Origin of the sequence: Bathymodiolus platifrons methanotrophic gill symbiont (assembly GCF_002189065.1) — a bacterium.
Classification (GTDB): domain Bacteria; phylum Pseudomonadota; class Gammaproteobacteria; order Methylococcales; family Methylomonadaceae; genus Methyloprofundus.
The window spans coordinates 1-25613 of record NZ_BDMN01000184.1 but is presented as its reverse complement, the minus strand read 5'-3'; the positions used below and the strand labels follow the sequence as shown (position 1 = coordinate 25613).

Below are 25613 nucleotides of genomic sequence, written 5' to 3'. Positions count from 1 at the left end.
ATAGCAAACCCCTACTTAATTCCCCTTAGGCAATAGCATTTGAAACGAATGAAAAGACTATTTTTTTCATATAGTTGTAGCATAGTTTCAATTTTACCATAAATAATTATTGGGAAACTTCAGTGTTTAATTGAACGACACTTAAAAAAATAGCCCCCAATCTTCAACTATAATCGGTATTTATTGAGAGTTTGGTTTGTGTGTTGTATTCTGCATCCTTTGGTGGAAAACGCTCGCGCTATTCCACCCTAGGCTTTATAAAAACAGGGTTTAACGAGTGTATAAATTTTTTATTTATTTTATTGGCATTCAGCTTGTTCTGTTTGCGATAGAACAAACTAATAGTGTGCATCAGACTATTATTATTCCATTTACTGAAATGATTGCGCATATCAGTGTCAGGCTAGTGATGCTTTTTGATGAGGGAGTTATTTCTCAGGGCGTTATTTTACAGCAGGTTGATACCGGGTTTTCTGTGTCGATACAGTCAGGCTGTAATGGTGTAGAAGCGGTACTGGTGTTAATCGCGGCTATACTAGCATTTCCTTCGCCCTGGAAATTTAAATTATGGGGCATAATAACTGGATTTTTTGCCGTGGAATTGCTGAATATAGTGCGTATTATTTCCTTGTTTTATCTTGGGTAATGGAATCAGGATGTTTTTGAATGGGCGCATTTATATATCTGGCAGGCTTTAATTATGCTGGATGTATTAATTGTCTTTTTATTGTGGCTCAGGCTTTTACCTGCCAAGCATGGAGTAGATGTTGATGCCACAGCAAATTAGCCCCTTACTTGCCTTTGTTTTCAAAGTATTTCTCTTGCTACCGCTATGTTATTGGGGCTGGTATGCTTTAGCTGAGCTAGCAACAGCAGTGGTTGTTTACTGGGCTGAACCACTGTTACAGTGCTTATATCCCGGGCTGATTAATACGATAGAACAGACAGGCTACCGGGTAGAAGTAGTAGCTAATGTGACTGTTGCGGTGCAGAATGTTCCGAGCGGGATGGTTGCCGAGTTACCGATTCCGGTAAACCCTTTAATCTATAGTTATGGCTTGCCATTAGCATTGGCACTGATTTTGGCATCACCGTTAGATTTTACCAGGACCACACGTAATATAATTATCAGCACTTTAGTGTTTCTGCTTATTCAAATCTGGGGTGTTTGTTTTGAATCGCTGAAAGTGTTATTTTTGCAAACGCCCGTTGAATTGCTGGGTAATATAAGTATTGCTTCCTGGCAACTGGATATGATTGCCCTGGGTTATCAACTGGGTACATTAATACTTCCGGCACGCATACATAGAAGCATAAAAACCCGACCAATCTTCAAAAGTGTAGGAGATATGTTATTGCGAGGTCTAATAGGTTGTTTTTCTACGTGCATCCTTTGGTGGAAAACGCTGCGCTATTCCACCCTACAACCCTGATTCATTACTGTTAATCAAGGTTAGGCCTGGTGGTAATGCTTCACCAAATATTTGTTTTTCTTCGCTAGCATCTAGTTCTTTCACGGATTCAAGCATTTCCAGCCACGCAGGAGGCGCTTTGCTTGTTTTTAATTGGGCAATAACTTTTGCACGAAGTTCATCATCTATATCTCGCGCTCTGTCACCACTCATGCGGGTAATTAAAGTAGCGGCAAAACCTGCTTGAGGTATTTTTTTCCAGTCCGTGTTGAGTATTTGCTCTAGCCAGAGTGATGCGGTATCAGCAGGGACAACAAAATGCGTGCTGGCATGAAAAGGTACGCGGGCACCAATACGGCCTACTGCCCACCAGGTTTGCGCTGGCTCACTGGCTTTTTGTAAACGTTTTAATAGCCATTCACCGAGTTGTGTTTTCTGCGCTACCGGTAAACGCTCAAGTACTGCGGCTAGGCGTACCATGTCATCATAACCGCGTTGTTTACTTATTTTGGCAGTATTGCCCTGGCGCGCTGAAGCCGGATTTAGATATTTAGCCAGGTCTTTGAAAATAAGTTCTTGAGCTTCGGTATCCAGACCGCCGGAAATACGCCGCCATAATGTCCACCATTCACTCCAGTTTTGAGTTTCATTAACAAATTGAATTTTATTGTTATAGACTTTCCATAGCTGCTCTACCCGCCGATTATCTAATTGGTAGCCAAACCCAGGGCGTAAACAGTAGCCTATCAAACTCAGCCAGACGCGCTCATGATTTGCCGATCGGCGGTGGTTTTTACGGACTTCCAGCAGTACGCTAAATAACTCACGTAATAAATGGCTAGACCACTCACTGCGTAAGCCTAATAATTTTTCCAGATCGGCGCGTAAGCTTTTAACCGCTTTAGGGTTGATGTCTTTAGACTTGGAGCCAAAAATAGCTTCAATCTGCTCAATGGCCTTATTAAAATTCTCAGGTAGCTCTTTAGCGACAGCACTGGCTTTGTTTTTTCTGATTTGAAATTGCACATCCCAGCGTTGCTGGTTATTTTCTACGGAGACACATTGGATTTGCAGGGTACCGACTTCGGATAGCGTGACGGCTAACTGTACCGTGACTTCTGCGTTAGCGCTGTCAGTTTCCTGATTAAATGCGACTGCTAATGGGGGCAGGGGGTGATAGTCATCATTAATTGGGACTATATCACCTGCTTTAAATTCATTACCACCGGTTAATGAGACTAAATGAAAGCTCACTGGTTGACCCAGACGCAGGGAAAACTGGCGATCATTTAAAATAATCTCATTACCTTCTTCACTTCCTCGCGGCAAGATACAAACGCCTTGCTGGTCTTGTTCTGAGCCTATAAGCAGGAAGTAACTACGCGAGGCACCACCACCAATTTTGATTTTTTTATGTTCACGAGCGATACCGTAGCTAACTGCACCGTAGGCAACTGAAAGTTCGGGGTGCTGGTTATCTAAAAGTGTCGGAGGGGTATCACGCCAGGAGCTAATTAGATCGATAGTACGCTGGGTAATCGGTTGACTACGAAATACGCCACCATTTAGTAGTAGAGCATCGGGTACGATGTTTTCATTAGCTAATGCACTTTGCGCTGCTTGCCGGTGGGTATTTAAAAAAGCGGCAATATGTTTGCTGATAGCCGGTTCTGCAGCATAGGGTAGACCAAATTCGACGACGCCACTGCGCTTTTTATCGGGTAGATCAGTTAGTTTAGATAGTGGAAAAAAACCGTCTAAAGCGATTTTCTGTACTTCTTCGCGAGTTATTGTTACTGAACGCGTGCCCCCAATTAACTTAGCCCCTCCACCTAATAAAGTGACATTGAGCTGTTCTGGGGCATCGTCTGCTAAAAGTCGTTCTTTAGCAATGCGGCACTGTTCCAATAAGTGAGATAGATCGGCTGCTGATAGTTTTTTATGCTCACTAGTTAAACGTGATTCAGCTAAGTGTGCAAGCGCCAGGTCGATATTATCACCACCGAGCATAAGGTGATCACCGACACCAATTCGTGATAGTTGAGGTTCATCCGAACTATGATCGATTTTAATCAGGGTTAAATCTGTCGTGCCACCACCTACATCGCAGACTAATAATAGTTTGATATTAGCTAGTGTCTTATCAAGGTTCTCACTATGCCGGCGTAACCAGTCATAACAAACGGCCTGCGGTTCTTCGAGCAGTCGAATGTGGTGCAGGCCTGCAATTTTCGCTGCTTCAAGTGTTAATGAGCGAGCTGCCTCATCAAATGAGGCGGGTACGGTGATAACGATATTCTGTCGTTCAAATAGCGCATCTGGAAACTGATAATTCCAGACTTGACGAACATGCTTTAAGTAACTGGCGCTGGCATCAAGCGGGGAAACCTTGAGTACATCGTCAGTGCTGCCCCAGGGAAGTATGGCAGCTGTATGATCAATAGAGGGGTGGGATAACCAGCTTTTTGCACTGCTAACAAAACGGCCTTGCGTTTTTGCACTTAAAGCACGAGCGGCAGTACCGATAACCACTTTTTCACCAGAGGGTGAGAAAGCCATATCAGTATCAGATAGTTCACCCTCTGCAGGGTGATAGCGAACTGAAGGCAATAGCGGGCGTGAAGATACTTCACCGGGGGCAACCAGTTGCTGTATTTCAAAAATTTGAATAGCGCTATTCTTTTGCCCGGTTTTTGCGTAGGCAACAACGGTATGCGTTGTGCCTAGGTCTATGCCGATATGGTATTGAGCTGGTTTATTGTTCACGAGTGTAATTTCTTGATCCTATGTAATGCATAGGATGCGTTTCGTGCCTCAACGCATCCTATATTAACGCCCCTTAGTCATTCTTCACCAGACCGAACATCAAATTCAATCTTCCAGCGATTATCATCCTGATTGGAAATCGCTTGTAATGCCAGTGTTCCTGTTTCAGTGACGGCTACGGAAAGATGTACGGGAATGACTTCACCTGCTTTACGATTTTCTTCAGGTAAGGTGATTTCTATTTCATCCAGCTCTTCCAGTTCGTCATCAGACCAATAATCTAAGCGGGTACCTACGCTATCTTCTCTGCGTGTTTTCGAGCCAAAAAAGCGGAAGCGTACGGGCTCTCCAACAATGACCCCAAATTCATCATTCGGTAGTTCGACGTCAGTGCCTTCTTCCATGCCAAAAGGGGCAATACATAAGGCCTGAATCTCAGGAGGCATACCTGGTACAGCGGGCATTGCACTTTCCACGCCGACATAATAAGATGCGGCAGTACCGCCTTTAATACGCACGCCTTTGCCTTTACGTACATAGCCATAATAGGAAGCCCCTCGTGCAACGGCCAAATCTAAATCCAGTCCGGTTAATAAGCGTGCATCATCTGCCTGTTCATTACGTAACCATGAATTAATAACATCCATTAAACGGTCAGCAAAACGAGTTGCTTTTAATACACCGCCATTGAACAATACTGCAGTAGGGTGTATGAATGTTGCATGTTCCGGCAGATTGATATCATTCAGATCATCAATCGCATTCAGTTGGCGTGTCAAAAAGCTGGCTAAGTGACGCGTAATACCCGCATCTTGCGCGTACGGTAGGCCAGATGTTCTTAGTCCTGTACGTGCCCGGCTAACGGGTTGTTCATTGCTAGCAACTTCAGGCAGGAAACCCTGCAGTAATACTGTATTGACTTCTTCGCGGTTAAGTTCGGTACGTAGTGCACCACCGATAAAAGAGGAGCCCCGATTTGGAACAACGATAGGGATATTATCCGCTTCATTATCACTGAGAATAGTTTCTTTCGCGGCGCGACAAGCATGAGTTAAAGCTTGAATTTGCCAGCCTTCCAGGCGCTTACCACCGTCCTGTTCCAGTTTGGCTTTTAGCGTATAGGCTAAAGCCAGGTCCATATTATCACCACCTAATAATATATGATCACCTACGGCAATACGGGTTAAGCCCAATGTTCCGTCTTCTTCTGTTACTGCAATCAATGATAAGTCTGTCGTACCACCGCCGACATCAATCACTAAGATAATGTCGCCTACATTGGCATGATTACGCCAGTCACCTTCACTTTTTTCAATCCAGCTATACAAAGCAGCTTGAGGTTCTTCCAGTAAAATTGCATTTTTTAAACCTGCTCTTCGTGCGGCTTCTGCCGTTAATTCACGTGCAGCAGGGTCAAAAGAGGCGGGGACTGTCAGGGTAATTTCTTGATTTTCTATCGGTGCTTCAGGATGTTGTTTATTCCATGCGGCGCAGAGGTGCTCTAAATAGGCTGAGCTGGCCTGAAAAGGTGAAACCCGTTCGACATCTTCAGGAGCTTCATTAGGCAAAATGGCTGATTTACAATCCACGCCAGCATGACAAAGCCAGCTTTTTGCACTAGATACCAGACGTATAGGAGTTTTAGTGCCTAAATTACGGGCAATTTCACCGACCAGGAAATCTGGCTTTGCGGTCCAGGGTAGGGCAGTTTCTCCTTCATTAATTTCAGCTTCATGTGCCTGATATAAGAAAGAAGGGAGTTGTGATTTTTCTTCGATTGTTCCAGGGGCTGTCAATTGAGGTATTTGTAATACCTCTTGAATGATTTCATCAGCATCGGGATCGCTAATATCAGCATAGGACAATACGCAATGCGTTGTGCCTAAATCGATTCCTATCGAATAATGAGGGCCTTCAGAGCTATGTTCATTTGCTGGGTTATCTTGAAACTCGTTATCATGGTGCTCATGGTGGTTGTCGAAATCACTCATAGTTCAACCCCCGCAGCAGCGATTATATTTGCGTTATGACCCGCTGTTAGTTTTGGTAACTTAATATCAGTTACTTGCCAGCCTTTATGAACCAGAGTTCCAGTAAAAGGGGCCTGGCCAACAATATTGCCTGTTAAGCGAACTTCTGCTGCATTAAAACCTTTGTTTAATGTGATTTTGCTACCTTCTTGCTCAGAGCGTACCGTTGCTAAGCTGAAATGTTCGTTAATCACTTTATTACAACCAGAATGTACAACACGAGCTGCCGCGCCAATATCAGCATCACTGTAGGCATTGACATCTTCTTTGATAAAATCAATAAAGCGTGCTTCTTTTTGCAACAGGTTTAATAGTTGTAGTGCAGCGTCGGGTGTTGTTTCTTTTAAGATGATAGGTTCTGGAGCAGGTAATTCAACAATTTTCTCTACTTCGACGATTTTTTCAACTTCAACAATTTTTTCGACAACTTTTACTTCAGGTTGAAGTTTAGGGATTTGAGCAGAAATTGCCTGTTCTTTGTTTTCTGTTTTTGCTTGTGCAGCTTGTTTGCTGCGACGCATCAGGCCAATTAACATGGCAAACAGGAGAATAATAATGGTTAGTGCGAGGCCAAATACAGTCGCTGCAAGATAGGCATGGATGGCATCAAAAGTCGTGGGTATTAAATCTAAATCTATTTTATATTGGCTGGTGTTCATAAATATTGTTATGTTGTGTAAAGAGCTGTGTTTGTTTCTTGTAGGAGCGGTCTTTAGCCGCGAATGAGGCATACTATTCGTGGCTAAAGACCGCTCCTACAGCGTTTCAATGTGATCTGTACAGGGGAGTTATTGAGTTGCCCCGGATTTACGTGCGGCTTCGGCAAACATTAATGACTGCAGAATCTTGCGTGTCATATTTACGCGTGTTTTTTTCAGGTAACGGTTGGCAATTATTTCGGGCACTCCCTCGTTTATAAAGACCTCACGGATTTTTGCCAGGTCAGGCTCGCATTGCTTGATAACCGCATCTGTAGCCACGCGTGAATCAATTTTTGTATAGCCCTGTTTTTGTGCTTCTTTATAGACGCACTGTGTATAAGTATACTTGGCTTCTTGAACCTCTTTAATGGTTGCGTCAGAAAGACTCGTGCCATTCCATGTTTTAGCACTGGCTTCTGGTGTCGATACGCTGGTTTGTTGTGGTTCACTGATGTTTTCTGGCGGTGTGGCGTTATTAGTCTTATCATCAGAGCAGGCCTGTAATAATAAGCCACTGAAAATAAGGAATATAAATTTTTTCATATTGAGTTATAAATAATGTGTAATGAGCGTTGATTTTACGCGAATGCAGAGCAATGAACAAATGCTCTTATCGGCTATTATTTCTTTGTAAGCCTTTGGTGGAAATGATGGAAAACGCTTACGCTATTCCACCCTACGGTTTTGAGTTAGTTTATTGATTGCCTATAAATTCGTGCACTTCTTCGTTGTTTACGCGGTGATAGATTTCTTCTACCGATAGCGTTAGATTGATTGATTCAAAGTGAACTTTATCACCTAAATAATAATGTTTTGAGACCCAGCCTTCGCTTCTTCTAATCACTTCAATATCGACAATATCCTGCTCTATCAACACATACTCTTGTAAACCAGGGATATTCATATATGAGAAACGTTTGGTGGTTTCATCAATTCTGCGTGTCGATTTTGATAAGACTTCGACTATGATAACTGGCGATTCAGTGTAATAAGGTTCAGTTTCGTCAAATTGGCAATCAACGATAACATCAGGGTAGAAAAATCGTGAACCCACCTTAACTTTCATATCTGAGCCGAATGGTTCACAAGGAGAGTTTTGCAAATGATTACCAAAATATCTAGAAATATTACTTGATATTCTTTCGTGATTTGCACTAGCGTCAGCCATAGCATAAATCTGTCCATCTATTAATTCATATTTAACGTCACGCCTTAGTTCATCTTCTAGGTATTGATCTACATCGATGCCAGTATCCTGTATTGCTGATGACATGTGTACTCCTTATTTAATTTCATACGCCTTTTTGGTGGAAAACGCAGTGTTATTCCACCCTACGTGTTGATTTTTAGTGCTTTTGCATTACGTAGGTGATTATAATTTTTTTGTAGGCTCTGTGGCAAATCCTGGAATGCTATATCGTGAAAGCCGTGCTCTTTAAACCAGTGCATGGTTTGCGTTGACAGGGCAAATAACTGCTTTAATGAATCCTGTTTAGCTTTGCTATGTAGCTGTTCCAGTAAATGATTGCCTCGTGCTGCTCTTCTGTAATCTGGATGTACTGCCAGGCAAGCAATTAATCCTGCTTGTTGTGCTATTTTGTGTAATGCCGTACAGCCAATAATCAGACCATCACGATCGATAACAATATAGTCATTAATATTGATTTCCAGATGTTCTACCGAGCGTGCAATTAATAAGCCTTGTTGTTCTAGTGGTGTGATTAATTCCAGAATGCCGGGAATATCACTTAACAGAGCAGGGCGGGTGGTTTCAAATTCTGTCGAGCTTATTAGGGTACCAATACCATCACGGCTAAAGAGTTCGATTAATAAAGCACCGTCAACTTTTCTATTTAATATATGTACCCGTTTAACACCAGCCTGGCAACCATATATTGCTGATTGTAAGGCGCATTTTGTACTGGCTGCGAGCTGAGGCTGAGGCTCATGCTCACACAAGTACTGTGTTTCCGCGCTAGTCATTTGTGCAATTAGTTGCCCTGTTTCTGCAGTTTGGCAGCTTTGCTCAGTCATGAGTATCAGCTTTTCTGCCTGCAAGGCAATGGCTATTTCAGTTGCAACTTGTTCGGCTGATAAATTAAAAAGTTCACCGCTAGGCGAATAACCAACAGGTGAAATAAGTACGACATGACCTAAATCCAGTTGCTGATGTATTGCTGTATGATCGATACGGCGTACTTTGCCGGTATATTGAAAGTCTATGCCATCGTGCACGCCTAAAGGCTGGGCAGTAACAAAATTACCCGAGATAACCCGGACTTTAGCACCAGCCATCGGTGAATTGGCGACACCTAAAGAAAGTAAAGATTCGATTTCTACCCGAACCAGTCCTGCTGATTCTTTAGCACATTGCAGAGCACTTTCATCAGTGATGCGCAGTTGCTGGTGAAATTGTGATTGTTTGTTTTGGGCTTGTAAGCGTTGATCAATTTGTGGGCGGATGCCATGCACCAGCACCAGACGTATGCCCAGGCTATTTAACAGGGCAAAGTCATGGATCAGATTATGCAAGCTGTCGTCTAAAACGGCTTCGCCGCCAAAGTAGATAACAAAAGTGCGGTTACGATGGGCGTGAATATAGGGAGAGGAGTCCCGAAACCAGTTAACAAACAAGTCGGAGTTATGCATTTAGAACTATTTAAAAAGGTAGGCTGGGTTAGATTTTTTTGCAAAGCAAAAAAACGTAACCCAGCACAAGGATTAGTGCAGCACTAGTTATCCGTTACAGCACCCGTAGATGCAGAACTGACTAATTTGGCATATTTCGCTAACACACCACGGGTATATTTAGGCGCAGGCTGCTGCCATTTCGCTAAGCGAGCTGAAATTTCTGCATCTTCAACATGTAGGGTTAGGTTTTTACTTTCAGCATCAATGGTGATTTTATCACCATTTTTAATAATGGCTAAAGGGCCGCCGACATGTGCTTCGGGAGTGATATGGCCAACAACAAAGCCATGGGTACCACCTGAAAAACGACCATCGGTAACCAGTGCAACATCTTTACCTAGACCTTTACCCATAATGGCAGAAGTAGGCGATAGCATTTCACGCATACCGGGGCCGCCTTTAGGACCTTCGTAGCGGATAACGATCACGTCACCTTTGACGATATCACCCTTTAAGATACCCTGTAGGGCTTGTTCTTCTGCATCATAGACTTTTGCAGTGCCGGTGAAGTGTAAACCTTCTTTACCCGTGATTTTGGCAACTGAACCTTCTTCCGCAAGATTACCATGCAATATGACTAGGTGACTGTCTTTTTTAATAGGGTGGTCTAACGGTAAGATCATATCCTGATCAATAGGATACGGTTTTACATCCGCTAGATTCTCAGCAAGGGTTTTGCCGGTAACGGTTAAGCAGTCGCCGTGTAATAAACCACGATCAAGCAAGATTTTCATTAGTGGCTGAATGCCACCAATCTCAATCAGTTCAGCCATTTGATAACGTCCACTTGGTTTTAAATCAGCAACCATAGGCACATTAGCGCCAATGCGGGTGAAATCACTTAGTTGAATATCTACATTAGCTGCATGTGCCATCGCCAGAATATGTAAAACTGCATTGGTTGAACCACCTAAAGCAATAATGACCGTAATAGCATTTTCAAATGCTTTTTTGTCCATAATATCGCTAGGTTTTATGTCATTTTTAAGCAGTTCCAATATAGCAGCGCCTGCGCGTTCGCAATCTTTGCGTTTTTCATCTGAAATAGCAGCCTGAGCTGAGCTGCCTGGTAGGCTCATGCCTAGTGCTTCAATTGCTGATGCCATGGTGTTGGCTGTGTACATGCCACCGCATGAACCAGCTCCCGGAATTGCTTTTTCTTCAATTGCGGCAAGTTCTGCATCATCAATTTGATTATTTGCACGTGCGCCGACAGCTTCAAATACGGAAACAACATCCAGCTTCTTTTCATTATGACAGCCCGGTAAGATTGTGCCGCCATATACAAAGATGGCAGGGCGGTTCAGGCGTGAAATAGCAATCATGCAGCCTGGCATGTTTTTATCACAGCCGCCAATCGCCACAATACCATCGAAGCCCTGACAACCAGTTACCGTTTCAATTGAATCAGCAATAACTTCACGAGAAACCAGTGAGTATTTCATGCCTTCGGTACCCATGGAGATACCGTCAGAAATAGTAATCGTGTTAAAGATAACAGCTTTGCCATTGGCATTGTCAACACCACGAGCAGTATCATCGGCAAGCTTGTTTATATGCATATTACATGGCGTTACCATGCTCCATGTTGAGGCTATGCCGATTTGTGGTTTCTGGAAATCTTCGTTTGTAAAGCCGACTGCGTGTAGCATGGCGCGGCTTGGGGCGCGCTCCATGCCATCTACTACTTTGGATGAAAATGTTCTGCTATTGTTATCGTTGGCCATGAGATTCTATGTGTGTTTAAAGTATTGAGTAAGGAATAGCAGCGATATGACGGCAATTGAATGCCACCCTGTATGTATAAAAAATTTTTTTGTACCAATCCGAGCTAAAAAGGTGCGTAGAACGCACCCTACTTAATTTTTAAGGAACAGTTAAAAAGTATCCCAGTTTCCGTGAGATTTACGTTGCCAACTGATTTTAGGAATTAGCAAACCAAAAAATATGCCCAGAAAAGACAATATGCCGCCGTATAGGAACCAGTCCTGGCTAGTGCTGTCTTCTAAAGCTTGTTTTGCTCTTTTTAGTTGTTGTAATTCGCGCTCTACATTAACCACACGTTCCTGTAATTCATTACGTTGACGTTTTAACTGTATGGCATTCGACGCTGTCTGGCGTAAATCATTCAGGTCGGTGCTAAGTTGATCTCGTTCTTTAGTTAGCTCGGTATTACTAGAAGCAGTGCTGCTATTATTTGTTTGCAAGTCAGCTAAAGTTGTTTTGATTTGATCGTTTTCTGATTGTAATAATTCAAGTTTTTGATTAGCTTTATTCAGATACCAGCTGTTAATAGGTTTATCCTGGGTAAATCGTGTAGGCAGATAGCCAACAAGTCCAGCACTGGTTTTAACCTTACTATAACCGGTGGCTTTATTTGTACTTATCAGTGTTAGCCCTGTTCCACTCGGAAGCATTTTAATAATTTTATGTGAATTACTTTCACCGCTACGCAAGGTGAATTTCATGCTGTCAGAAACGTAAACAGACTGAGCAATGGCGACATTACAACTAAGTAAGGTAATGATAAAATAAAAAAAATATTTCACAAATAGGTCCTGATATTTAAAACAAAGATTATACGCTGTCTTTTGGGCGTAGATGACAAGTTTACGAATTTAAGCACACATTAGCAATTCTAGTAGTGCTTTTTGTGCATGAAGCCGGTTTTCTGCTTCGTCATAAATAACGCTCTGTGCACCATCAATGACTTCAGCAGCAACTTCTTCTCCACGGTGGGCAGGCAAACAGTGCATAAATAATGCATCTGAATTAGCATTAGCCATAATGTTCTGGGTTATCTGAAAATCTTTAAAAGCACGCTCACGTAATTTTTGTTCTTCTTCCTGCCCCATGCTTGCCCAGACATCGGTGACTACTAAATCAGCGCCATTCGTAGCCTCCATTGCTGTATTAAATAATTGCACACGATCCCCACCAGCGCTTTTAATCATTTCAGTTTCAGGAAGGTAGCCTTCAGGGCAGGCTATATGTAATTTAAAGTCGAGTTGTATTGCGGCGTTAATATAAGAATGACACATATTATTACCATCTCCTATCCAGCAAACTGTCTTACCTTTAATATCACCACGATGTTCAAAGTAGGTTTGCATATCTGCCAGTAACTGGCAGGGATGCAATAGGTCTGTCAGGCCATTGATAACCGGGACACTAGAATGTTCAGCAAATTCGGTGACAGTTGCATGGTCATTAGTACGTAACATAATGGCATCAACCATACTGGATATAACTTTGGCACTATCACGAATAGGTTCGCCACGCCCTAACTGGGTATCGCGAGGTGATAAAAAGATGGCGCTACCACCAAAATTTGTCATCCCTGTTTCAAATGAAATTCGAGTGCGCGTAGATGATTTTTCAAAAATCATTGCTAATACCTGACCTTTTAAGGGCTGGAAGTCAGGACTACGGGTATTCTTTAATTCTATAGCACGCTGGATTAATGTGCGAAATTCATCGCTTGATAGATCAAGTAAACTGATAAAGTGTCTAGGCTTGTTCATGTGTTTTTATTTTTATTATTTTGTATAGCTGTCAATCAAGCTGGATAGAGTGTCAACCAGCAATTCAATTTGTTCATTGTTAATGATAAGTGGCGGCAACAAGCGTATATTCTTTTCACCCGCAACATTAATCAGTAAACCAGCACTGACTGCAAGGGCAACTAATTCAGTACAAGGCTTATCTAGTTCTATTCCGACCATCATGCCTTTATTACGCACATCAATAACATGAGTATTATTTTTAAGTCTTTCACTAAAAGCCTGATTAATAGCAGAACCTTTGTCACTTGCCTGCTGGCAAAGTTGTTCGCTTTCAACCGTATCGAGCACGGCTAATGCTGCACTGCAGGCCAGTGGATTGCCGCCAAAGGTGGAGCCATGTTTTCCTGCAGTTAATAATTGGGCTGCTTTACCCTTTGCCATGCAAGCACCAATGGGTACGCCATTACCCAGTGCTTTAGCTAAAGTGCAGATATCGGGAATAATATTATTGTGCTGATAAGCAAACCATGCGCCTGTTCTGGCAATGCCAGTTTGTACTTCATCTAACATCATTAAAATATCGTGGCTGTCACATAGGCTACGAATTTTATTTAGATAGTCAGGTGCAGGTATATTGACGCCGCCTTCACCCTGAACGGGTTCAACAAAGATGGCAACGATATTGTTATGTTGTTTAAGTGCTAATTCGATGGCCGCTACATCATTAAAAGCCACATGAATAAAGCCATCAAGTAATGGGCTAAAACCATCCTGTACTTTGGGGTTTCCTGTCGCAGACAAGGTGCCCATGGTACGACCATGAAAACTTTGTTGCATTACGATAATAGCCGGATTGTCTATTTGCTTTTTATGACCATATAAACGCGCAATTTTTATTGCAGCTTCATTCGCTTCTGCACCAGAATTGCTGAAGAAAACATTATCCATGCCGCTTAGCTGACAGAGCCTGGTCGCGAGCTGTTCCTGTTTTGGGATATTGTATAAATTTGAAGTATGCAGTAATTGCTGACTTTGTGTGCAGATGGCTTGATGTACAGCAGGGTGTGCATGGCCTAAATTACATACAGCAATACCTGATAGTGCATCTAAATAACGTTTATTGTCTTGATCCCAGAGCCATGCACCTTCGCCTTTAGTGAAAGTGACGTCTAGCCGTCCATAGGTGGGCATAATATGACTGGTCATAATGGTCTTTTATATAAAAAAGCATAAGGAACGCTGTGTTCTCACAAGCTTTTTGAAAAAACCGTTGATTATAGGTTTCTAAATTTTAATGAGCAAGAAATAATTGTTTGCTAGCGATACTTTTTTTATTTTCTATATCCTGATAAAATTACTAGGTTTTTATTTTTTGAGTAAATATTATGGATGCAGTAGAGAGAATTAAAGATCAATTAGGTAGTCATTCCGTTGTTTTATACATGAAGGGATCGCCAGATTTTCCACAGTGTGGTTTTTCAGGGCAAGTGATTCAGGCAATGCAGGCATGTCGTGCGAAATTTATGTATATCAATATTTTTGAAGATCAGGAAGTTCGTGAGGCTTTAAAAGAATACTCGCAATGGCCGACTTATCCACAACTGTATATTAAAGGTGAACTGATAGGCGGCTGTGATATTGTTATGGATTTATATAACAAAGGTGAACTGGAAAATATGTTCGCTGCTGTTGACTGTGTATCTGAATAAGGGTAGTGGGTTAAATCTGTTATTTCACTTAAATAATTAGGAGAAGTAAAAGGTTTACATCATAATTCCTCGAATGAAATGTTATCAAGAAGTAAGTTGCCCAAATTGTCGCTGTAGCACTATCATGAAATCAGGAAAGAATGCTCAAAATATACAGCGGTATCGCTGCAAAAATAGTGCCTGCCAAACTCAAACATTTATGCTGTACTATCGCTATAATGCATGTGTGCCTGGAGTCCAAGAAAAAGTCGTCGAAATGGCTATTAATAGCAGTGGTATTAGAGACACCGCACGGGTTCTGAAAATCAATAAAAATACAGTCATCAGCATCCTGAAAAGCAAAGAAGATAGCCTTGTACAGGTAAATCCTATTTTTCTATCTCAAAAATCAGAAACACCTTTAGACGTTCGGCTGGAGCTTGTTTGCGAAGAAGTTGAGATTGATGAACAATGGTCATTTGTAGGTAAAAAGTCGAATCAGCGATGGTTATGGCATGCTGTTGATCATGCGACTAATACAGTCATTGCTTATGTATTTGGCAAGCGTAAAGATGATGTTTTCAAAGAGCTAAAAGCCTTACTGACTCCTTTTGAAATAAGCAGATATTATACAGATGACTGGGGGGCTTATGAGCGAAACTTAGATGTAAATGAACATGAAATAGGCAAACAAAACACTCAAAAAATTGAACGAAAAAACCTAAATTTTAGAACATGGGTTAAACGCTTAACGCGTCGAACAATCTGTTTTTCCAAAATAGAACAAATGCATGATATTGTCATTGGACTATTAATTAATAAAGTCGAATTTGGACGAGATATTCATGCCTAATAACAGATTTAACCCACTACCTGAATAAGTAAGGTTAATGGGTGGGGTATAGTTTAGAAATTGTTAGTAACTTAAGCCCCATCCAGTAATTTATTGTTACTGGATATGTGAAATTCACCTGGTATAAATAATACGTTTAGGAGCGGGTGTTATTGAATCCTCGTTCCTTACAAGCAATCTCCATATTCAATGATTAATTGCTGGCAGTTAAACCATATTTGCGGATAAACATAGGCAATAATCACGCGCAATACATATTCATAAAATACAGCGACGGTAACAAAACGTGCTGTACTTGCCCAGATACGACTGTCATGACAAGAACAGCGCCATACTGAAATAATCCACCAGAGTACAGGTAAAGCCAGTATAACGAGTATTGTAAGCCAGCTGGCTATTGTATAAGTACCATTGTCTGAACGGTAATCCGCATAAAATAAGGCACTATTAAAGATAATAAAAAAAGGTAGAAAAGCGCGTATTAAAGATGCTCTTCCTAGCCAGGCGGACTGTATATACAGATAGATGCTTGTGTCAGCATTACTTATCTCACTAGCCTCATCTGCTTCAATTTGTCGTTCGGGAGTTAAAATATAAATGATATACGCCGTTATCAATAAGATGATAGCGGTCTCTATAGGACTGATGAAAGTGGTGTAAGCAAAAAGAGCGGATAATGTATTAATCAGCATGGTTATTTTCCGGGGTTTGAATCTATAAAAACTTCAATGTATGTTATACTTCGCGCGGCCACAAAGCAGATTTCTAGCGGCTGATTTTAGCCGATAGCTGCGTTTCTAAAACTGTTACGGCGCCTTGCTATACGTTAGTTTCAGAGCCTTGTTCTCGACAAAAATCAACTCACTATAGCAGCGTATTTGTGATCGCGCGAAGTATAGTCTAACAATTTTATCAATCAGAAGGATAGTTTAATGGAAGTGCGGGTTAAATGGGTAGATGGAATGATGTTTCTAGGAGAATCAGAAAGTGGTCATGCGGTTGTTCTGGATGGCCCGCCAGAAATAGGCGGGAAAAATATGGGAGTTCGTCCCATGGAAATGTTGCTTATAGGAATGGGCGGTTGTACCTCGATTGATGTAATGCAAATTCTGCAAAAAGGCCGTCAAAATATTACCGATTGTGTTGCTGAGATTACAGCTGAAAGAGTCGATACGATCCCAAAAGTCTTTAGCAAAATCCATGTACATTTTGTGATCACAGGCAAAGATTTAAAAGAAGCTGTAGTTGCTCGTGCAGTTAAGCTTTCTGCAGAAAAATATTGCTCAGCTTCTATTATGCTAGAAAAAGCAGTTGAAATTAGCCATGATTTTGAAATTGTAGAAGCTTAAGTAACTTCTCATTATTTGGGAGCATGGGCGGCTCGCCCATACAAACGGGCAAGCTGCCCGTACCCCCAGTAGTGTTGCCCGTTAATTTTGAAAATTAAAGGCGGGCTGAAAACTCAATCCTCAGCCGCGAATGTAAGTTAACCATTCGCGGCTAAAGATCGCTCCTACTGTTACTTCATCTGCTGATAAAGCTCACCTAGCTGCTTAATTTCATCATCGCTGAGCTGTCTAGCTATCAATCGCATACGACTATAAATATCATTATGGCGCGTGCCATTCTTATATTCTAATAAAGTATTTATCGTGTATTCCGCTTGCTGGCCTGCTAAAGCAGGGATATCCATACGTTGCCCTTTGCCATCAGCTCCATGACAGGTAAAGCAGGGAGGTAGGATTTTTTTACCGTTGCCTTGATCAACCAAAACTTCAGCTTTGCTCAAGTCTTGCTTAGAAGCCTTGTTCTGAGCAGCGGGTAAAGACTGAAACCAGACTGCTAGATCAGCACTATCCTGCTCACTAAGCCCCTGAGCAACCGAAGACATCATGACATTGTCACGTTTACCATCCGCATAATCACGTAATTGCTTATAGGTATAATTAGCTGTTTGCCCTGCTAGTGAAGGAAACATACCTGCCGGGCTGATACCTTTTTCACCGTGGCAGCCAATACAGGGCTCTGCTAATTGCTCGCCTTTCTTTATATTTCCAGCTTCGACAAAGTCTAGTGTTTCAGGCATCCAGACCATATTGGAAGCAGGTTCAGCAGATACAAAAGAGGGCATTATTAAAACAGTTAATAATATAAGGTGTTTCATATTTAATATCCCCATGGGCTTGAACCGTAAGTATCCATAAAAAAGAATTGTAAAATCGGTACGCCATAACTGATTAACATTAATACCCCGATTACTTTATTCCATAGTGTGAAATCATTCAAATACTCATGTAAATCTTTAACTTCATGTAGAGGCTCTGCATATTCAACTTCACCCTCAAAAGTTTCAGTACTGGCAGCGAATTGAGTTTTTACCAGCAGGTAAAAGAATAAGCATGCCGAACCCAATAATACTAAACCACCTAGGATCATTAACAATTCATAAGGTTCCCAGGAAAGGGTTAGTAAATTATTATATTGCACGCTGGATATTCGCCTGGGCTGGCCTAATAAACCCAATACATGCCAGGGTGTAGTCATAATACTCATACCAATAAACCAGGTCCAGAGTTGTACTAAGGCGAGTGACTTTGAGTATAAAGGTTTTTTTAGCAGAATAGGCCACAGGTAATAAGCTATCGCAAAGTACATAATGATCGTGGTGCCGGCAAAAATCAGATGAAAATGACCAGGTACCCAGGCAATATTATGAATCATGGCATTCATGGCATAAGTGGCATTAACAATCCCGCCAAAACCACCGAAAATAAGCATGATCAGGGATAAAATGACGGATAGCACCATTGGGTTCCCCCAGGGCAAACTACCAATCCAGCCAAATAAGCCTTTACCGCCACGTAGACGTCCGGCAATTTCCAGAGAAGCAATCACGGTAAAACCAGTTACTAAGGAATGTGCACGAAATAACTTCCTGAAGCAGCCAAGCTTGAATTATTATGAATCATGGCATTCATGGCATAAGTGGCATTAACAATCCCGCCAAAACCACCGAAAATAAGCATGATCAGGGATAAAATGACGGATAGCACCATTGGGTTGCCCCAGGGCAAACTACCAATCCAGCCAAATAAGCCTTTACCGCCACGTAGACGTCTGGCAATTTCCAGAGAAGCAATCACGGTAAAACCAGTTACTAAGGTCGGCAAGGCGACGATAAACGTGCCTAAGCCATGCAGTAATTTCCAGCCTTTTGCTTGCTCAGGATCCATATATAAATGGTGCATACCGATGGGTAAAGAAAATACCACCAACACGATAAATGCCATACGTGCCGCTTCTTCACTAAATAAATAGGAACCAGCCTGTTTAGGCACAAAAACATAAAATGCAGTGTATGCAGGAATTAGCCAGAAATAAACAATAGGATGTAAAGTCCAGGCAAATAGCGTTCTTGACAAGCCTATATCAATGGTATCCATCCAGCCTAGAGCCCATGGAATTAATTGAAATAATACCTCTACAGCGACACCAGCGCTGGTCCATAGCCATAAAAGTGCATTGGCTGTGGTGGCAAACATAACTAATGGCACAGTTTGACCCGGGTTTGCTTTTTTCCATTGGGTGAACATAACCACCATAATGGCACACCAGACCCAGGAACCGACAACCAGTAAGGTTACACCAATATAAAAAGCGCTATGAGCGTGAACAGGTGGGTAAAAAGTATATAGAACTGAAGCCAGGCCTGTAAGTAAAGGAACTGCCGCAATAACAACTCCAACAAGGGCTAGGCCAAAACCAAACCAGGCCAGGCCAGTTTAGGGCTCCATACCGGTACTTTTAAAGAATGACTGGCGGTGTAATAACCAAAACCCATAATAAAAAAGGTCGTTAATACGAATGCCATTAATACCCCGTGAGTACTTACAGAGGCAAAATATACGCTAGGTGAACTTAATGCATCAAAAAGCCCACTGCGCTCCAGTACCTGATATTCGCCCATAAAACAGGCTAGGATAAACGCAGTAAACGCCACCCACATGTGACTCAGGGCTAAATTTTTAGCAGTCGCGTCATTCATTATTTTGTTCCTCATCTATCGCGTTATTTTTAGCGCTGGTTAATGCTGCTCTGCTGGCATCCCATTCTTCCTTATCAATAACATTCACTTTACTCCACATATGGTCGTGTCCTAAGCCGCAGTATTCGTTACACAGCATAGGGTATTCACCGGGTCGGGGAAAAGAACTTTCAATTTGTGAAACATAACCAGGAACAATCATGGTGCTCATATTTGTCATAGGCATATGTACGCCATGTAAGACATCCATACTCACCCAGCGAAAAGTCACTTTGGTTTCCGCAGGAATGGTAATTTCTTTAGGAAAAAATGCGTAGCGACCTGCCACCAGTCGGATCATGATTTCACCATTATCAGCGACCTGTACACCTAAATTATCTTCAGCAAATTCTTCACTGAGATGAATTTTTCGTGAGTCTATGGTTTCGACATTACTGGGTGCATTCACGCCATGAAATAGAGCATCTATCATTATAATAGTGACAAATAAGCCACACATGGCCAGGGAGACGAATACCCATTTTCTTTCTAAGGGATCAATATGCATTATGCTTCCTTAATTAATTATGCCGCGAGAGAGAAACACGCCGTAATATAGAAATAGCCAGGCTGCAACCATACCACCACCGACCGATAACATGAGTACCCAGGTTCCTACCGGGGGACTTTCCAGTATTTTTTGGCGTTCTTCATCAGTTATTTTATTCATAATGAGCCTCTCGATTTATTAGTTAGGGGTATAAAGTGGGTTATATACCTTATAAACATAGATAATTTAAGGATACACTAATATAGTTTGCAGGGCAAAGTAACCAGTAAAAATAAATTAATTGAAGAATTTTATAAAAGTAGGCTAATATCATGACTTTAGCTGAGAAATGGGCTGCGGTTTTTACACTGTATAAGTTACTCTCAGATAGCCTAATTAACTAAAAGGAAACGATCATGCCTTTATTAAAACTTAGAACTAATGTTATTATCGCTAATGAGAAAATACCTCAACTTATGAGTGAATGTTCACAATTGCTGGCAAGCGAAACGGGAAAACCTGAACGATATGTGATGGTTGATATAGAAGGGGGCAGGGATATGTTATTTGGTGGAAGTGCCGAGCCATTAGCTTATGTTGAATGTAAGAGTATAGGTCTATCGTCTGAACAGGCAACGTCTTTATCGCAGTCGATTAGCCAGCTTTTGAGTAACAGCATAGATGTCAGTGCGGATCGTATTTATATAGAGTTTAGTAATTGCCCCGCAGAACTCTGGGGTTGGAATGGTTCTACTTTTGGCTAGCGACTAATAGTACATATTGGGGACTATAAGCGAGATTTGTGTAGGCTAAAAAACTACCTGATTCCCCATGAGTCTCAGCTACATTAAAAGTATCCAGCTAAACACTTCGTCATTCCTACATTCTCTTAGCAGGAATCTAACAAACAACAATAGATTCCGGATAAAGCTTGTGCCCATGCTTGACTGGGTAGACTTCGGGAATGACGAGGATCTATAGAACGGTGCAACGACTTTATTCTTATTTGGCTGAAACTCATGGGTAATCAAGAAAAACTAAATGGGTGCTGAACACGCTACAATTGCTAACCAGGGCTGTTCATTGATGGGTTTGCCTAACGGTCGGTAATAATAATTGATCACTTCAAAGCCCGCTTCCTGCAGAAATAACTTGCTGCTATCAAATTGCATGTAGTGGCCATATCGTTGTCCCGACCAGCCTTCATCATTACCTCTAGGATTGGATAAAAATAAAATACCACTAGGCCGTAATGCTGTGTGTAAGTCATCAAGAACGCGTGGTAGTTCATGGCGGGGAACATGAAACAGGGAGGCGTTTGCAAAGATGCCATCGAATGCATGACTGGGTAATTCAAGGCTAAGAAACTTTTGTTGAAGAATCTGGCATTGAGTATACCGACGTGCCATATTGCAAAACACTTCGCTTCCATCCAGGCCAACGGGCCTGTGCCCCAATGACTGAAAATAGCTGACATCTCTTCCGGGCCCGCAACCAAGGTCTAAAATATCCAGTATTTTGTCCTTTGGAAATGGCGCTAAAAAGGCCTCATAATTTTGCGTTACATCGTGGTCTTTGGTGCCATTCCAAAATGCTTCAGCATTGTTATTATAATGGTTCAGGGTAATGCTTTCGATCTCATCCAGTTGTTCAGTGCTTTGTTCCATAAACTTTCTCGATTGTTACTTTGAATATTAGAGTGTTATGATCTCCTCGCATTATCCAGTTCATTGAAATCTTCATAAACAATCTGGGGTTCAGCATTTAAAAATACTTTTTCATCAAATTTACTTAAAACAATGGCGTTGACAGTCACTTCTTCATATAACCAATAATACATATCAGCATCTAAGATGCTGTATTTGCATTGTATCCATTGCTTATCGAGTGAACCTATTATATGGGGCGGCTTGTCAAGCTTGGCATTATGATAGGCAATAACGATGTTATCTTTACTGACTCGAAATCGATCAAAATAAATATTTCCATCAGCCCCTTGTGCGTATTTTACTCGGTTGCCTTGAATATCATCACCGTGTTGATCAATGATACATTGTTTATTAAAAGCATAAAAAGCGGGTGGAAAAAGGACCGGATATTTATCAGGTATTGTAGCTCGCTGTAAAATATGGGTATCAGTTCTTTGGCTTTTATCCCATTGTTTGATCACTATTTGTAAAATTAACAGACTCATTTTATTGTTTAAGGCCATGGTCAATCGTGCAAACCTAATTAGGGGGGTGGGATTTATATAGCACATTGTCATAGAGTGCGGAATACAATTCCAGGCGAAATTCTGCAACCACTCCGTTCGCTTTGACTTTATCAAAGCCACTATTGATTAAGGCCATTTCCCCTAAGCGTAAACCCGCCTCCAGTGTTTCAGAGACGACCTGATTCGCACCATCATTAAGTAAAGTTTCACAGTGGGCAATATCATGTGCACGCGCATGAATTTGAATTTTAGGATAATGTCGGCGTACATCTTTAACTAAATGTTCCAGATTGGTGAAATTATCCAGTGAAAAAAGCAGCATGGTAGCGTGTGCAGCCCCTGCAGACTGAAGTACTTTTAATTTGCAGGCATCACCAAAAAAAACATTAAAACCTTCACCCCGAAATTGATTAACGCGTTCATGATTATTATCTAAGGCGATATATTCCACACCAGCACGCTCTAATAACTGGGCGACACGCCTACCAACCCGGCCAAAGCCAGCAATAATCACCTTACCGTTAACTTCAGTTGCATTCGGTGTTTGCGCAGTAGTATTGGTTATGGCTGTTTCATCTTCGTCAAGTGCAGTCAGGTTTAGCCACCAGTCACCTAACTTGATAATAAATGGTGTCGTCACCATGCTCAAGGCGATGACTAAGGTCAGAGCACCTGACCTCTACCTTTACATAAATCCCCCCAGTTAAGTATTAAATTACATTAAAAGCAACGAATAACAAACTTTTTGCCCATGAAATTCAAGTAACTCTTTTCATATCCCTCTGATATTGTAATGATACCCTTTTTACATTATTCGTAGACTAACCGATGCTGTTTCATCTTCGTCAAGTGCAGTCAGGTTTAGCCACCAGTCACCTAACTTGATAATAAATGGTGTCGTCACCATGCTCAAGGCGATGACTAAGGTAAGGAGCTGCACGCGCTCGGGTAATAATACCCCGGTAATCAATGCTAAGCCGAATAAGACAAAACCAAATTCACCGGCTTGAGATAAGAGCAGTGCTGTGCGTAAGGCATTACGATTATCCAGACCACTTATTCTTGATAAAACCCAGATTACGCCTGTTTTAATAAGCAATAGACCAGCAACTGCCAGCAAAACCCAATGCCATTCTCTGATCAAGAGGCCGAAATCAATGCTCATGCCGACTGTCATAAAAAATAAGCCCAATAGTGTGCCACGTACTGGCTCGATATCGGCTTCAATTTGATGGCGATAATGTGATTCGGCGAGCATAAGCCCGGTTAAAAAAGCACCTAGTGCCATCGATAAATGTAGCAACTCCATCGCACGACCGATACCTAGCACCATTAATAACGTTGCTGCAATAAATACTTCTGAATTTCGACTGGCAGCAACGCGATCTAAAATCGGGTTGAGTAAAAAAACGCCCGACGAGAATAACACAAACAATACCTACTGATACTTCCAGTAAGCCAACTCCGGCGCTGCTCGTTAGTGTTTCGCCACCTGATAAAAGGGATACCATTGCCATCAGAGGTACCACAGCAAGATCTTGCAATAGCAGAATGGCGAATGAGGCCTTGCCATAAGTACAGATGAGTGCACCTTTTTCTGACAAAATCTGTAGGCCAAAGGCGGTCGAGGATAAGGCTAAGCCAAAAGCAGCAATGATACTGACTTTTAATGGGAAGCCAAAGAACTGAGCAACAGCAAATAATAGCAATGCGGTGATTAATACCTGAGCAACACCTAAGCCAAAGACCAGGCGGCGCATAACCCACAAACGCTCGGGTTTCATTTCCAGGCCGATTAAAAATAATAAAAAGACTACACCGAATTCAGCGACATGGCGTAAGTCATCGACCTCGGTAATCAGCTTGAGACCCCAGGGGCCAAGTACCGCACCAGCAACTAGGTAGCCAAGTACAGATCCCAGCCCTAGGCGATGAAAGATGGGGATAGCTATGACTGCAGCCGCTAAAAGCTCCAGTATATAAAGCAGAATGCTGTTGTCAGCGTGCATAAATTTTTTCCTATGGTTCAGGATTAAGGGACGGGGAGCTTAATTTAGGCTATAGTCATTTGATAAATAGAGATAATTTAAGTTTAAATAAACACTTGTACTACAAGCAGTACTACTAAAAATAAAAATCATCCTAAATTTTATCACCCTTACCTTTTAATAACTGCTTACCTGATGTAGTTAAAAAATATTTTTGTAGTGAGCTATTCGGTTTATCTGGAAGTGTCATTTCAATTAAACCTGCTGATAAAGCAGGGACTAAATATCGCGCCCTAAAAGACTTTCTATCTTTTAGCCCAAGTACACCTTGTAATTGCTCTCGACTCATTTCACCTTTTATCACTCTCAACAACTTTATCACTTGGGGGCTTGCTTGCGGGTTGTCTTGAGGGGTATTGGCTACACAAGCCTTTAAAATAGCCGTTAGCATAAATTCAATAAAAGGGGCTGAATCTGTTTTTAGCGTGCTTTCATTTAATGCCTGATAGTAAGCTTGTTGCTGGGCATAAACCATACTTTCTACAGGAATATGAACAAATAAAGGATTCCATTGGCTTAAAATCAGTGTCTGCCATAATCGACCCATACGGCCATTCCCATCAATAAAAGGATGGATAAACTCAAACTCATAATGAAATACACAACTTTTAATCAAAGCATGATCAGGTGTTGTTTTTAACCAGCTTAATAAATCAGCCATTAAAATATTGACCCGATTAGCAGGGGGAGCCATGTGTATTACTTGATCCCCGTGCATAACGCCTACCCCTTTGTGACGATAAACGCCCACCTTATCAATTAAACCCTTCATTAATAATTGGTGTGCATCCAGTAAATGTTGTTCATTACTCGCTTGCCACAGGTCTAATTGTTCATACGCTAGCAATGCATTACGCGCCTCTTGAATTTCACGAGGGGGAGCAATAACGGGTTTATCCTCTAAAATGGCTGTTATTTGTCGCTCCGTTAAAGTATTTCCTTCAATTGCTAATGAGCCTTGAATAGTACGAATACGGTTGATTCGGCGTAAACGTAAATTTGAGGATTGTTCCAGTACAACGGACAAACGGCCCAGGTTTTCACTAATTTCAGCGATTAAATGTAAAATCTTGGGGGTAATGGTATAGGGTGGTTGGTAACTCATAAAAGACTATTCACCTTTAGAACT

Annotated in this window: 26 protein-coding genes and 2 pseudogenes; 6 read left to right on the top strand and 22 right to left on the bottom strand. The window is 41.6% G+C overall.

Features of this window, described 5'->3' with window-relative positions; genetic code table 11:
• The first annotated feature begins 277 nt into the window (after nucleotides 1-277).
• Both xrtH and CDZ78_RS11140 read left to right on the top strand, forming a co-directional pair.
• Complete coding sequence (gene xrtH / locus CDZ78_RS11145; protein WP_244559230.1) at nucleotides 278-646, top strand: exosortase H; 369 nt, start codon at nucleotides 278-280, stop codon at nucleotides 644-646.
• Between the two features lie 124 nt (nucleotides 647-770).
• Nucleotides 771-1433, top strand: coding sequence for an exosortase H-associated membrane protein (locus tag CDZ78_RS11140; protein ID WP_087870078.1), 663 nt, complete (start codon nucleotides 771-773; stop codon nucleotides 1431-1433).
• Here the strand turns inward: CDZ78_RS11140 and CDZ78_RS11135 are convergent.
• The 10 genes from CDZ78_RS11135 to CDZ78_RS11090 form a co-directional block, all read right to left on the bottom strand.
• The gene (locus CDZ78_RS11135; RefSeq protein WP_087870077.1) at nucleotides 1422-4178 is read right to left on the bottom strand and encodes an Hsp70 family protein; all 2757 of its coding nucleotides are present in this window, start codon (nucleotides 4176-4178) and stop codon (nucleotides 1422-1424) included. The genes CDZ78_RS11140 and CDZ78_RS11135 overlap by 12 nt on opposite strands.
• A 77-nt stretch (nucleotides 4179-4255) precedes the next feature.
• On the bottom strand, nucleotides 4256-6169 hold the full coding sequence (locus tag CDZ78_RS11130; RefSeq protein WP_087870076.1) for an Hsp70 family protein: 1914 nt from the start codon (nucleotides 6167-6169) through the stop codon (nucleotides 4256-4258).
• Nucleotides 6166-6867, bottom strand: coding sequence for a DUF2760 domain-containing protein (locus CDZ78_RS11125; RefSeq protein WP_087870075.1), 702 nt, complete (start codon nucleotides 6865-6867; stop codon nucleotides 6166-6168). The genes CDZ78_RS11130 and CDZ78_RS11125 overlap by 4 nt, the downstream gene beginning before the upstream one ends.
• Nucleotides 6868-6996: 129 nt before the next feature.
• Complete coding sequence (locus tag CDZ78_RS11120) at nucleotides 6997-7452, bottom strand: hypothetical protein (RefSeq protein WP_244559229.1); 456 nt, start codon at nucleotides 7450-7452, stop codon at nucleotides 6997-6999.
• Nucleotides 7453-7603: 151 nt separating this feature from the next.
• The gene (locus tag CDZ78_RS11115; protein WP_087870074.1) at nucleotides 7604-8182 is read right to left on the bottom strand and encodes a Uma2 family endonuclease; all 579 of its coding nucleotides are present in this window, start codon (nucleotides 8180-8182) and stop codon (nucleotides 7604-7606) included.
• Nucleotides 8183-8241: 59 nt separating this feature from the next.
• On the bottom strand, nucleotides 8242-9558 hold the full coding sequence (gene argA / locus CDZ78_RS11110) for an amino-acid N-acetyltransferase (RefSeq protein WP_087870073.1): 1317 nt from the start codon (nucleotides 9556-9558) through the stop codon (nucleotides 8242-8244).
• A gap of 83 nt (nucleotides 9559-9641) precedes the next feature.
• Nucleotides 9642-11327, bottom strand: coding sequence for a dihydroxy-acid dehydratase (gene ilvD, locus CDZ78_RS11105; protein ID WP_087870072.1), 1686 nt, complete (start codon nucleotides 11325-11327; stop codon nucleotides 9642-9644).
• A gap of 150 nt (nucleotides 11328-11477) precedes the next feature.
• Complete coding sequence (locus tag CDZ78_RS11100) at nucleotides 11478-12149, bottom strand: TIGR04211 family SH3 domain-containing protein (protein ID WP_230990782.1); 672 nt, start codon at nucleotides 12147-12149, stop codon at nucleotides 11478-11480.
• 69 nt (nucleotides 12150-12218) lie between these two features.
• Nucleotides 12219-13124: an ornithine carbamoyltransferase gene (argF, locus tag CDZ78_RS11095; RefSeq protein ID WP_087870071.1), complete on the bottom strand. Its 906-nt coding sequence runs from the start codon at nucleotides 13122-13124 to the stop codon at nucleotides 12219-12221.
• 15 nt (nucleotides 13125-13139) lie between these two features.
• Nucleotides 13140-14312, bottom strand: coding sequence for an acetylornithine transaminase (locus tag CDZ78_RS11090; protein WP_087870070.1), 1173 nt, complete (start codon nucleotides 14310-14312; stop codon nucleotides 13140-13142).
• A 179-nt stretch (nucleotides 14313-14491) separates the two neighbouring features.
• Between CDZ78_RS11090 and grxD the strand changes: the two genes are divergently transcribed.
• Together grxD and CDZ78_RS11080 are read left to right on the top strand one after the other, a co-directional pair.
• Nucleotides 14492-14815 carry a Grx4 family monothiol glutaredoxin gene (gene grxD / locus CDZ78_RS11085; protein WP_087870069.1) on the top strand — a complete coding sequence of 108 codons (324 nt, stop codon included), beginning with the start codon at nucleotides 14492-14494 and terminating at the stop codon, nucleotides 14813-14815.
• A 73-nt stretch (nucleotides 14816-14888) separates the two neighbouring features.
• Entirely contained in the window at nucleotides 14889-15647 is a 759-nt protein-coding gene (locus tag CDZ78_RS11080; protein ID WP_087868583.1) for an IS1 family transposase, read from the top strand.
• A gap of 167 nt (nucleotides 15648-15814) precedes the next feature.
• On the opposite strand, the gene CDZ78_RS11075 is transcribed toward CDZ78_RS11080, so the two are convergent.
• A complete protein-coding gene (locus CDZ78_RS11075) occupies nucleotides 15815-16339 on the bottom strand; it encodes a hypothetical protein (protein WP_087870068.1) in 525 nt (174 codons plus the stop codon).
• A 240-nt stretch (nucleotides 16340-16579) separates the two neighbouring features.
• Here CDZ78_RS11075 and CDZ78_RS11070 point away from each other — a divergent pair, with 240 nt between their 5' ends.
• Complete coding sequence (locus CDZ78_RS11070) at nucleotides 16580-16996, top strand: OsmC family protein (RefSeq protein ID WP_087870067.1); 417 nt, start codon at nucleotides 16580-16582, stop codon at nucleotides 16994-16996.
• A gap of 170 nt (nucleotides 16997-17166) precedes the next feature.
• Here the strand turns inward: CDZ78_RS11070 and CDZ78_RS11065 are convergent, their stop codons facing one another.
• From CDZ78_RS11065 to CDZ78_RS21970, 6 genes and pseudogenes are all read right to left on the bottom strand, one after another.
• Nucleotides 17167-17811 (bottom strand): c-type cytochrome, encoded by a 645-nt coding sequence (locus CDZ78_RS11065; RefSeq protein WP_087870066.1) that lies wholly within the window; start codon nucleotides 17809-17811, stop codon nucleotides 17167-17169.
• 2 nt (nucleotides 17812-17813) lie between these two features.
• Nucleotides 17814-18563, bottom strand: a pseudogene (locus tag CDZ78_RS11060) (cbb3-type cytochrome c oxidase subunit I); the annotation flags it as partial.
• Nucleotides 18557-19381, bottom strand: coding sequence for a cbb3-type cytochrome c oxidase subunit I (locus CDZ78_RS11055; protein WP_373862479.1), 825 nt, complete (start codon nucleotides 19379-19381; stop codon nucleotides 18557-18559). The gene CDZ78_RS11055 and the pseudogene CDZ78_RS11060, both read right to left, overlap by 7 nt.
• Before the next feature lie 17 nt (nucleotides 19382-19398).
• Nucleotides 19399-19692, bottom strand: a complete 294-nt coding sequence (locus CDZ78_RS24315) for a cbb3-type cytochrome c oxidase subunit I (RefSeq protein ID WP_373862477.1) — start codon at nucleotides 19690-19692, stop codon at nucleotides 19399-19401.
• Nucleotides 19685-20239: a cupredoxin domain-containing protein gene (locus tag CDZ78_RS11050; RefSeq protein ID WP_087870065.1), complete on the bottom strand. Its 555-nt coding sequence runs from the start codon at nucleotides 20237-20239 to the stop codon at nucleotides 19685-19687. The genes CDZ78_RS24315 and CDZ78_RS11050 overlap by 8 nt, the downstream gene beginning before the upstream one ends.
• 9 nt (nucleotides 20240-20248) lie before the next feature.
• On the bottom strand, nucleotides 20249-20401 hold the full coding sequence (locus CDZ78_RS21970) for a hypothetical protein (protein ID WP_167374267.1): 153 nt from the start codon (nucleotides 20399-20401) through the stop codon (nucleotides 20249-20251).
• Between the two features lie 236 nt (nucleotides 20402-20637).
• Between CDZ78_RS21970 and CDZ78_RS11045 the strand changes: the two genes are divergently transcribed.
• Nucleotides 20638-20985 (top strand): phenylpyruvate tautomerase MIF-related protein, encoded by a 348-nt coding sequence (locus CDZ78_RS11045; protein ID WP_087870064.1) that lies wholly within the window; start codon nucleotides 20638-20640, stop codon nucleotides 20983-20985.
• Between the two features lie 273 nt (nucleotides 20986-21258).
• Here the strand turns inward: CDZ78_RS11045 and CDZ78_RS11040 are convergent, their stop codons facing one another.
• The 5 genes and pseudogenes from CDZ78_RS11040 to CDZ78_RS11015 all read right to left on the bottom strand — a co-directional run bounded on the left by CDZ78_RS11040 (nucleotide 21259) and on the right by CDZ78_RS11015 (nucleotide 25589).
• A complete protein-coding gene (locus CDZ78_RS11040) occupies nucleotides 21259-21888 on the bottom strand; it encodes a class I SAM-dependent methyltransferase (protein WP_174664575.1) in 630 nt (209 codons plus the stop codon).
• 35 nt (nucleotides 21889-21923) lie between these two features.
• A complete protein-coding gene (locus tag CDZ78_RS11035; RefSeq protein WP_140414008.1) occupies nucleotides 21924-22415 on the bottom strand; it encodes a hypothetical protein in 492 nt (163 codons plus the stop codon).
• Nucleotides 22416-22449: 34 nt separating this feature from the next.
• A complete protein-coding gene (locus CDZ78_RS11030) occupies nucleotides 22450-23079 on the bottom strand; it encodes an NAD-binding protein (RefSeq protein WP_087870062.1) in 630 nt (209 codons plus the stop codon).
• Between the two features lie 162 nt (nucleotides 23080-23241).
• Nucleotides 23242-24445: pseudogene (locus CDZ78_RS24310) on the bottom strand (monovalent cation:proton antiporter-2 (CPA2) family protein).
• Nucleotides 24446-24578: 133 nt separating this feature from the next.
• Nucleotides 24579-25589 (bottom strand): Fic family protein, encoded by a 1011-nt coding sequence (locus tag CDZ78_RS11015; protein ID WP_087870060.1) that lies wholly within the window; start codon nucleotides 25587-25589, stop codon nucleotides 24579-24581.
• Nucleotides 25590-25613 lie beyond the last annotated feature (24 nt).

Coding starts and splice junctions, on each gene's coding strand:
- grxD (WP_087870069.1), top strand. CDS start 14,492: ATGGATGCAGTAGAGAGAATTAAAGATCAATTAGGTAGTCATTCCGTT.
- CDZ78_RS11070 (WP_087870067.1), top strand. CDS start 16,580: ATGGAAGTGCGGGTTAAATGGGTAGATGGAATGATGTTTCTAGGAGAA.
- CDZ78_RS11065 (WP_087870066.1), bottom strand. CDS start 17,811: ATGAAACACCTTATATTATTAACTGTTTTAATAATGCCCTCTTTTGTA.
- CDZ78_RS11035 (WP_140414008.1), bottom strand. CDS start 22,415: ATGAGTCTGTTAATTTTACAAATAGTGATCAAACAATGGGATAAAAGC.
- CDZ78_RS11080 (WP_087868583.1), top strand. CDS start 14,889: ATGAAATGTTATCAAGAAGTAAGTTGCCCAAATTGTCGCTGTAGCACT.
- CDZ78_RS11140 (WP_087870078.1), top strand. CDS start 771: ATGCCACAGCAAATTAGCCCCTTACTTGCCTTTGTTTTCAAAGTATTT.
- CDZ78_RS11120 (WP_244559229.1), bottom strand. CDS start 7,452: ATGAAAAAATTTATATTCCTTATTTTCAGTGGCTTATTATTACAGGCC.
- CDZ78_RS11115 (WP_087870074.1), bottom strand. CDS start 8,182: ATGTCATCAGCAATACAGGATACTGGCATCGATGTAGATCAATACCTA.
- CDZ78_RS11125 (WP_087870075.1), bottom strand. CDS start 6,867: ATGAACACCAGCCAATATAAAATAGATTTAGATTTAATACCCACGACT.
- argF (WP_087870071.1), bottom strand. CDS start 13,124: ATGAACAAGCCTAGACACTTTATCAGTTTACTTGATCTATCAAGCGAT.
- CDZ78_RS11050 (WP_087870065.1), bottom strand. CDS start 20,239: ATGCATATTGATCCCTTAGAAAGAAAATGGGTATTCGTCTCCCTGGCC.
- CDZ78_RS11090 (WP_087870070.1), bottom strand. CDS start 14,312: ATGACCAGTCATATTATGCCCACCTATGGACGGCTAGACGTCACTTTC.
- CDZ78_RS11015 (WP_087870060.1), bottom strand. CDS start 25,589: ATGAGTTACCAACCACCCTATACCATTACCCCCAAGATTTTACATTTA.
- CDZ78_RS11075 (WP_087870068.1), bottom strand. CDS start 16,339: ATGCTGATTAATACATTATCCGCTCTTTTTGCTTACACCACTTTCATC.
- CDZ78_RS11030 (WP_087870062.1), bottom strand. CDS start 23,079: ATGGTGACGACACCATTTATTATCAAGTTAGGTGACTGGTGGCTAAAC.
- CDZ78_RS11130 (WP_087870076.1), bottom strand. CDS start 6,169: ATGAGTGATTTCGACAACCACCATGAGCACCATGATAACGAGTTTCAA.
- CDZ78_RS11045 (WP_087870064.1), top strand. CDS start 20,638: ATGCCTTTATTAAAACTTAGAACTAATGTTATTATCGCTAATGAGAAA.
- CDZ78_RS21970 (WP_167374267.1), bottom strand. CDS start 20,401: ATGAATAAAATAACTGATGAAGAACGCCAAAAAATACTGGAAAGTCCC.
- argA (WP_087870073.1), bottom strand. CDS start 9,558: ATGCATAACTCCGACTTGTTTGTTAACTGGTTTCGGGACTCCTCTCCC.
- CDZ78_RS11040 (WP_174664575.1), bottom strand. CDS start 21,888: ATGGAACAAAGCACTGAACAACTGGATGAGATCGAAAGCATTACCCTG.
- ilvD (WP_087870072.1), bottom strand. CDS start 11,327: ATGGCCAACGATAACAATAGCAGAACATTTTCATCCAAAGTAGTAGAT.
- CDZ78_RS24315 (WP_373862477.1), bottom strand. CDS start 19,692: ATGAATGACGCGACTGCTAAAAATTTAGCCCTGAGTCACATGTGGGTG.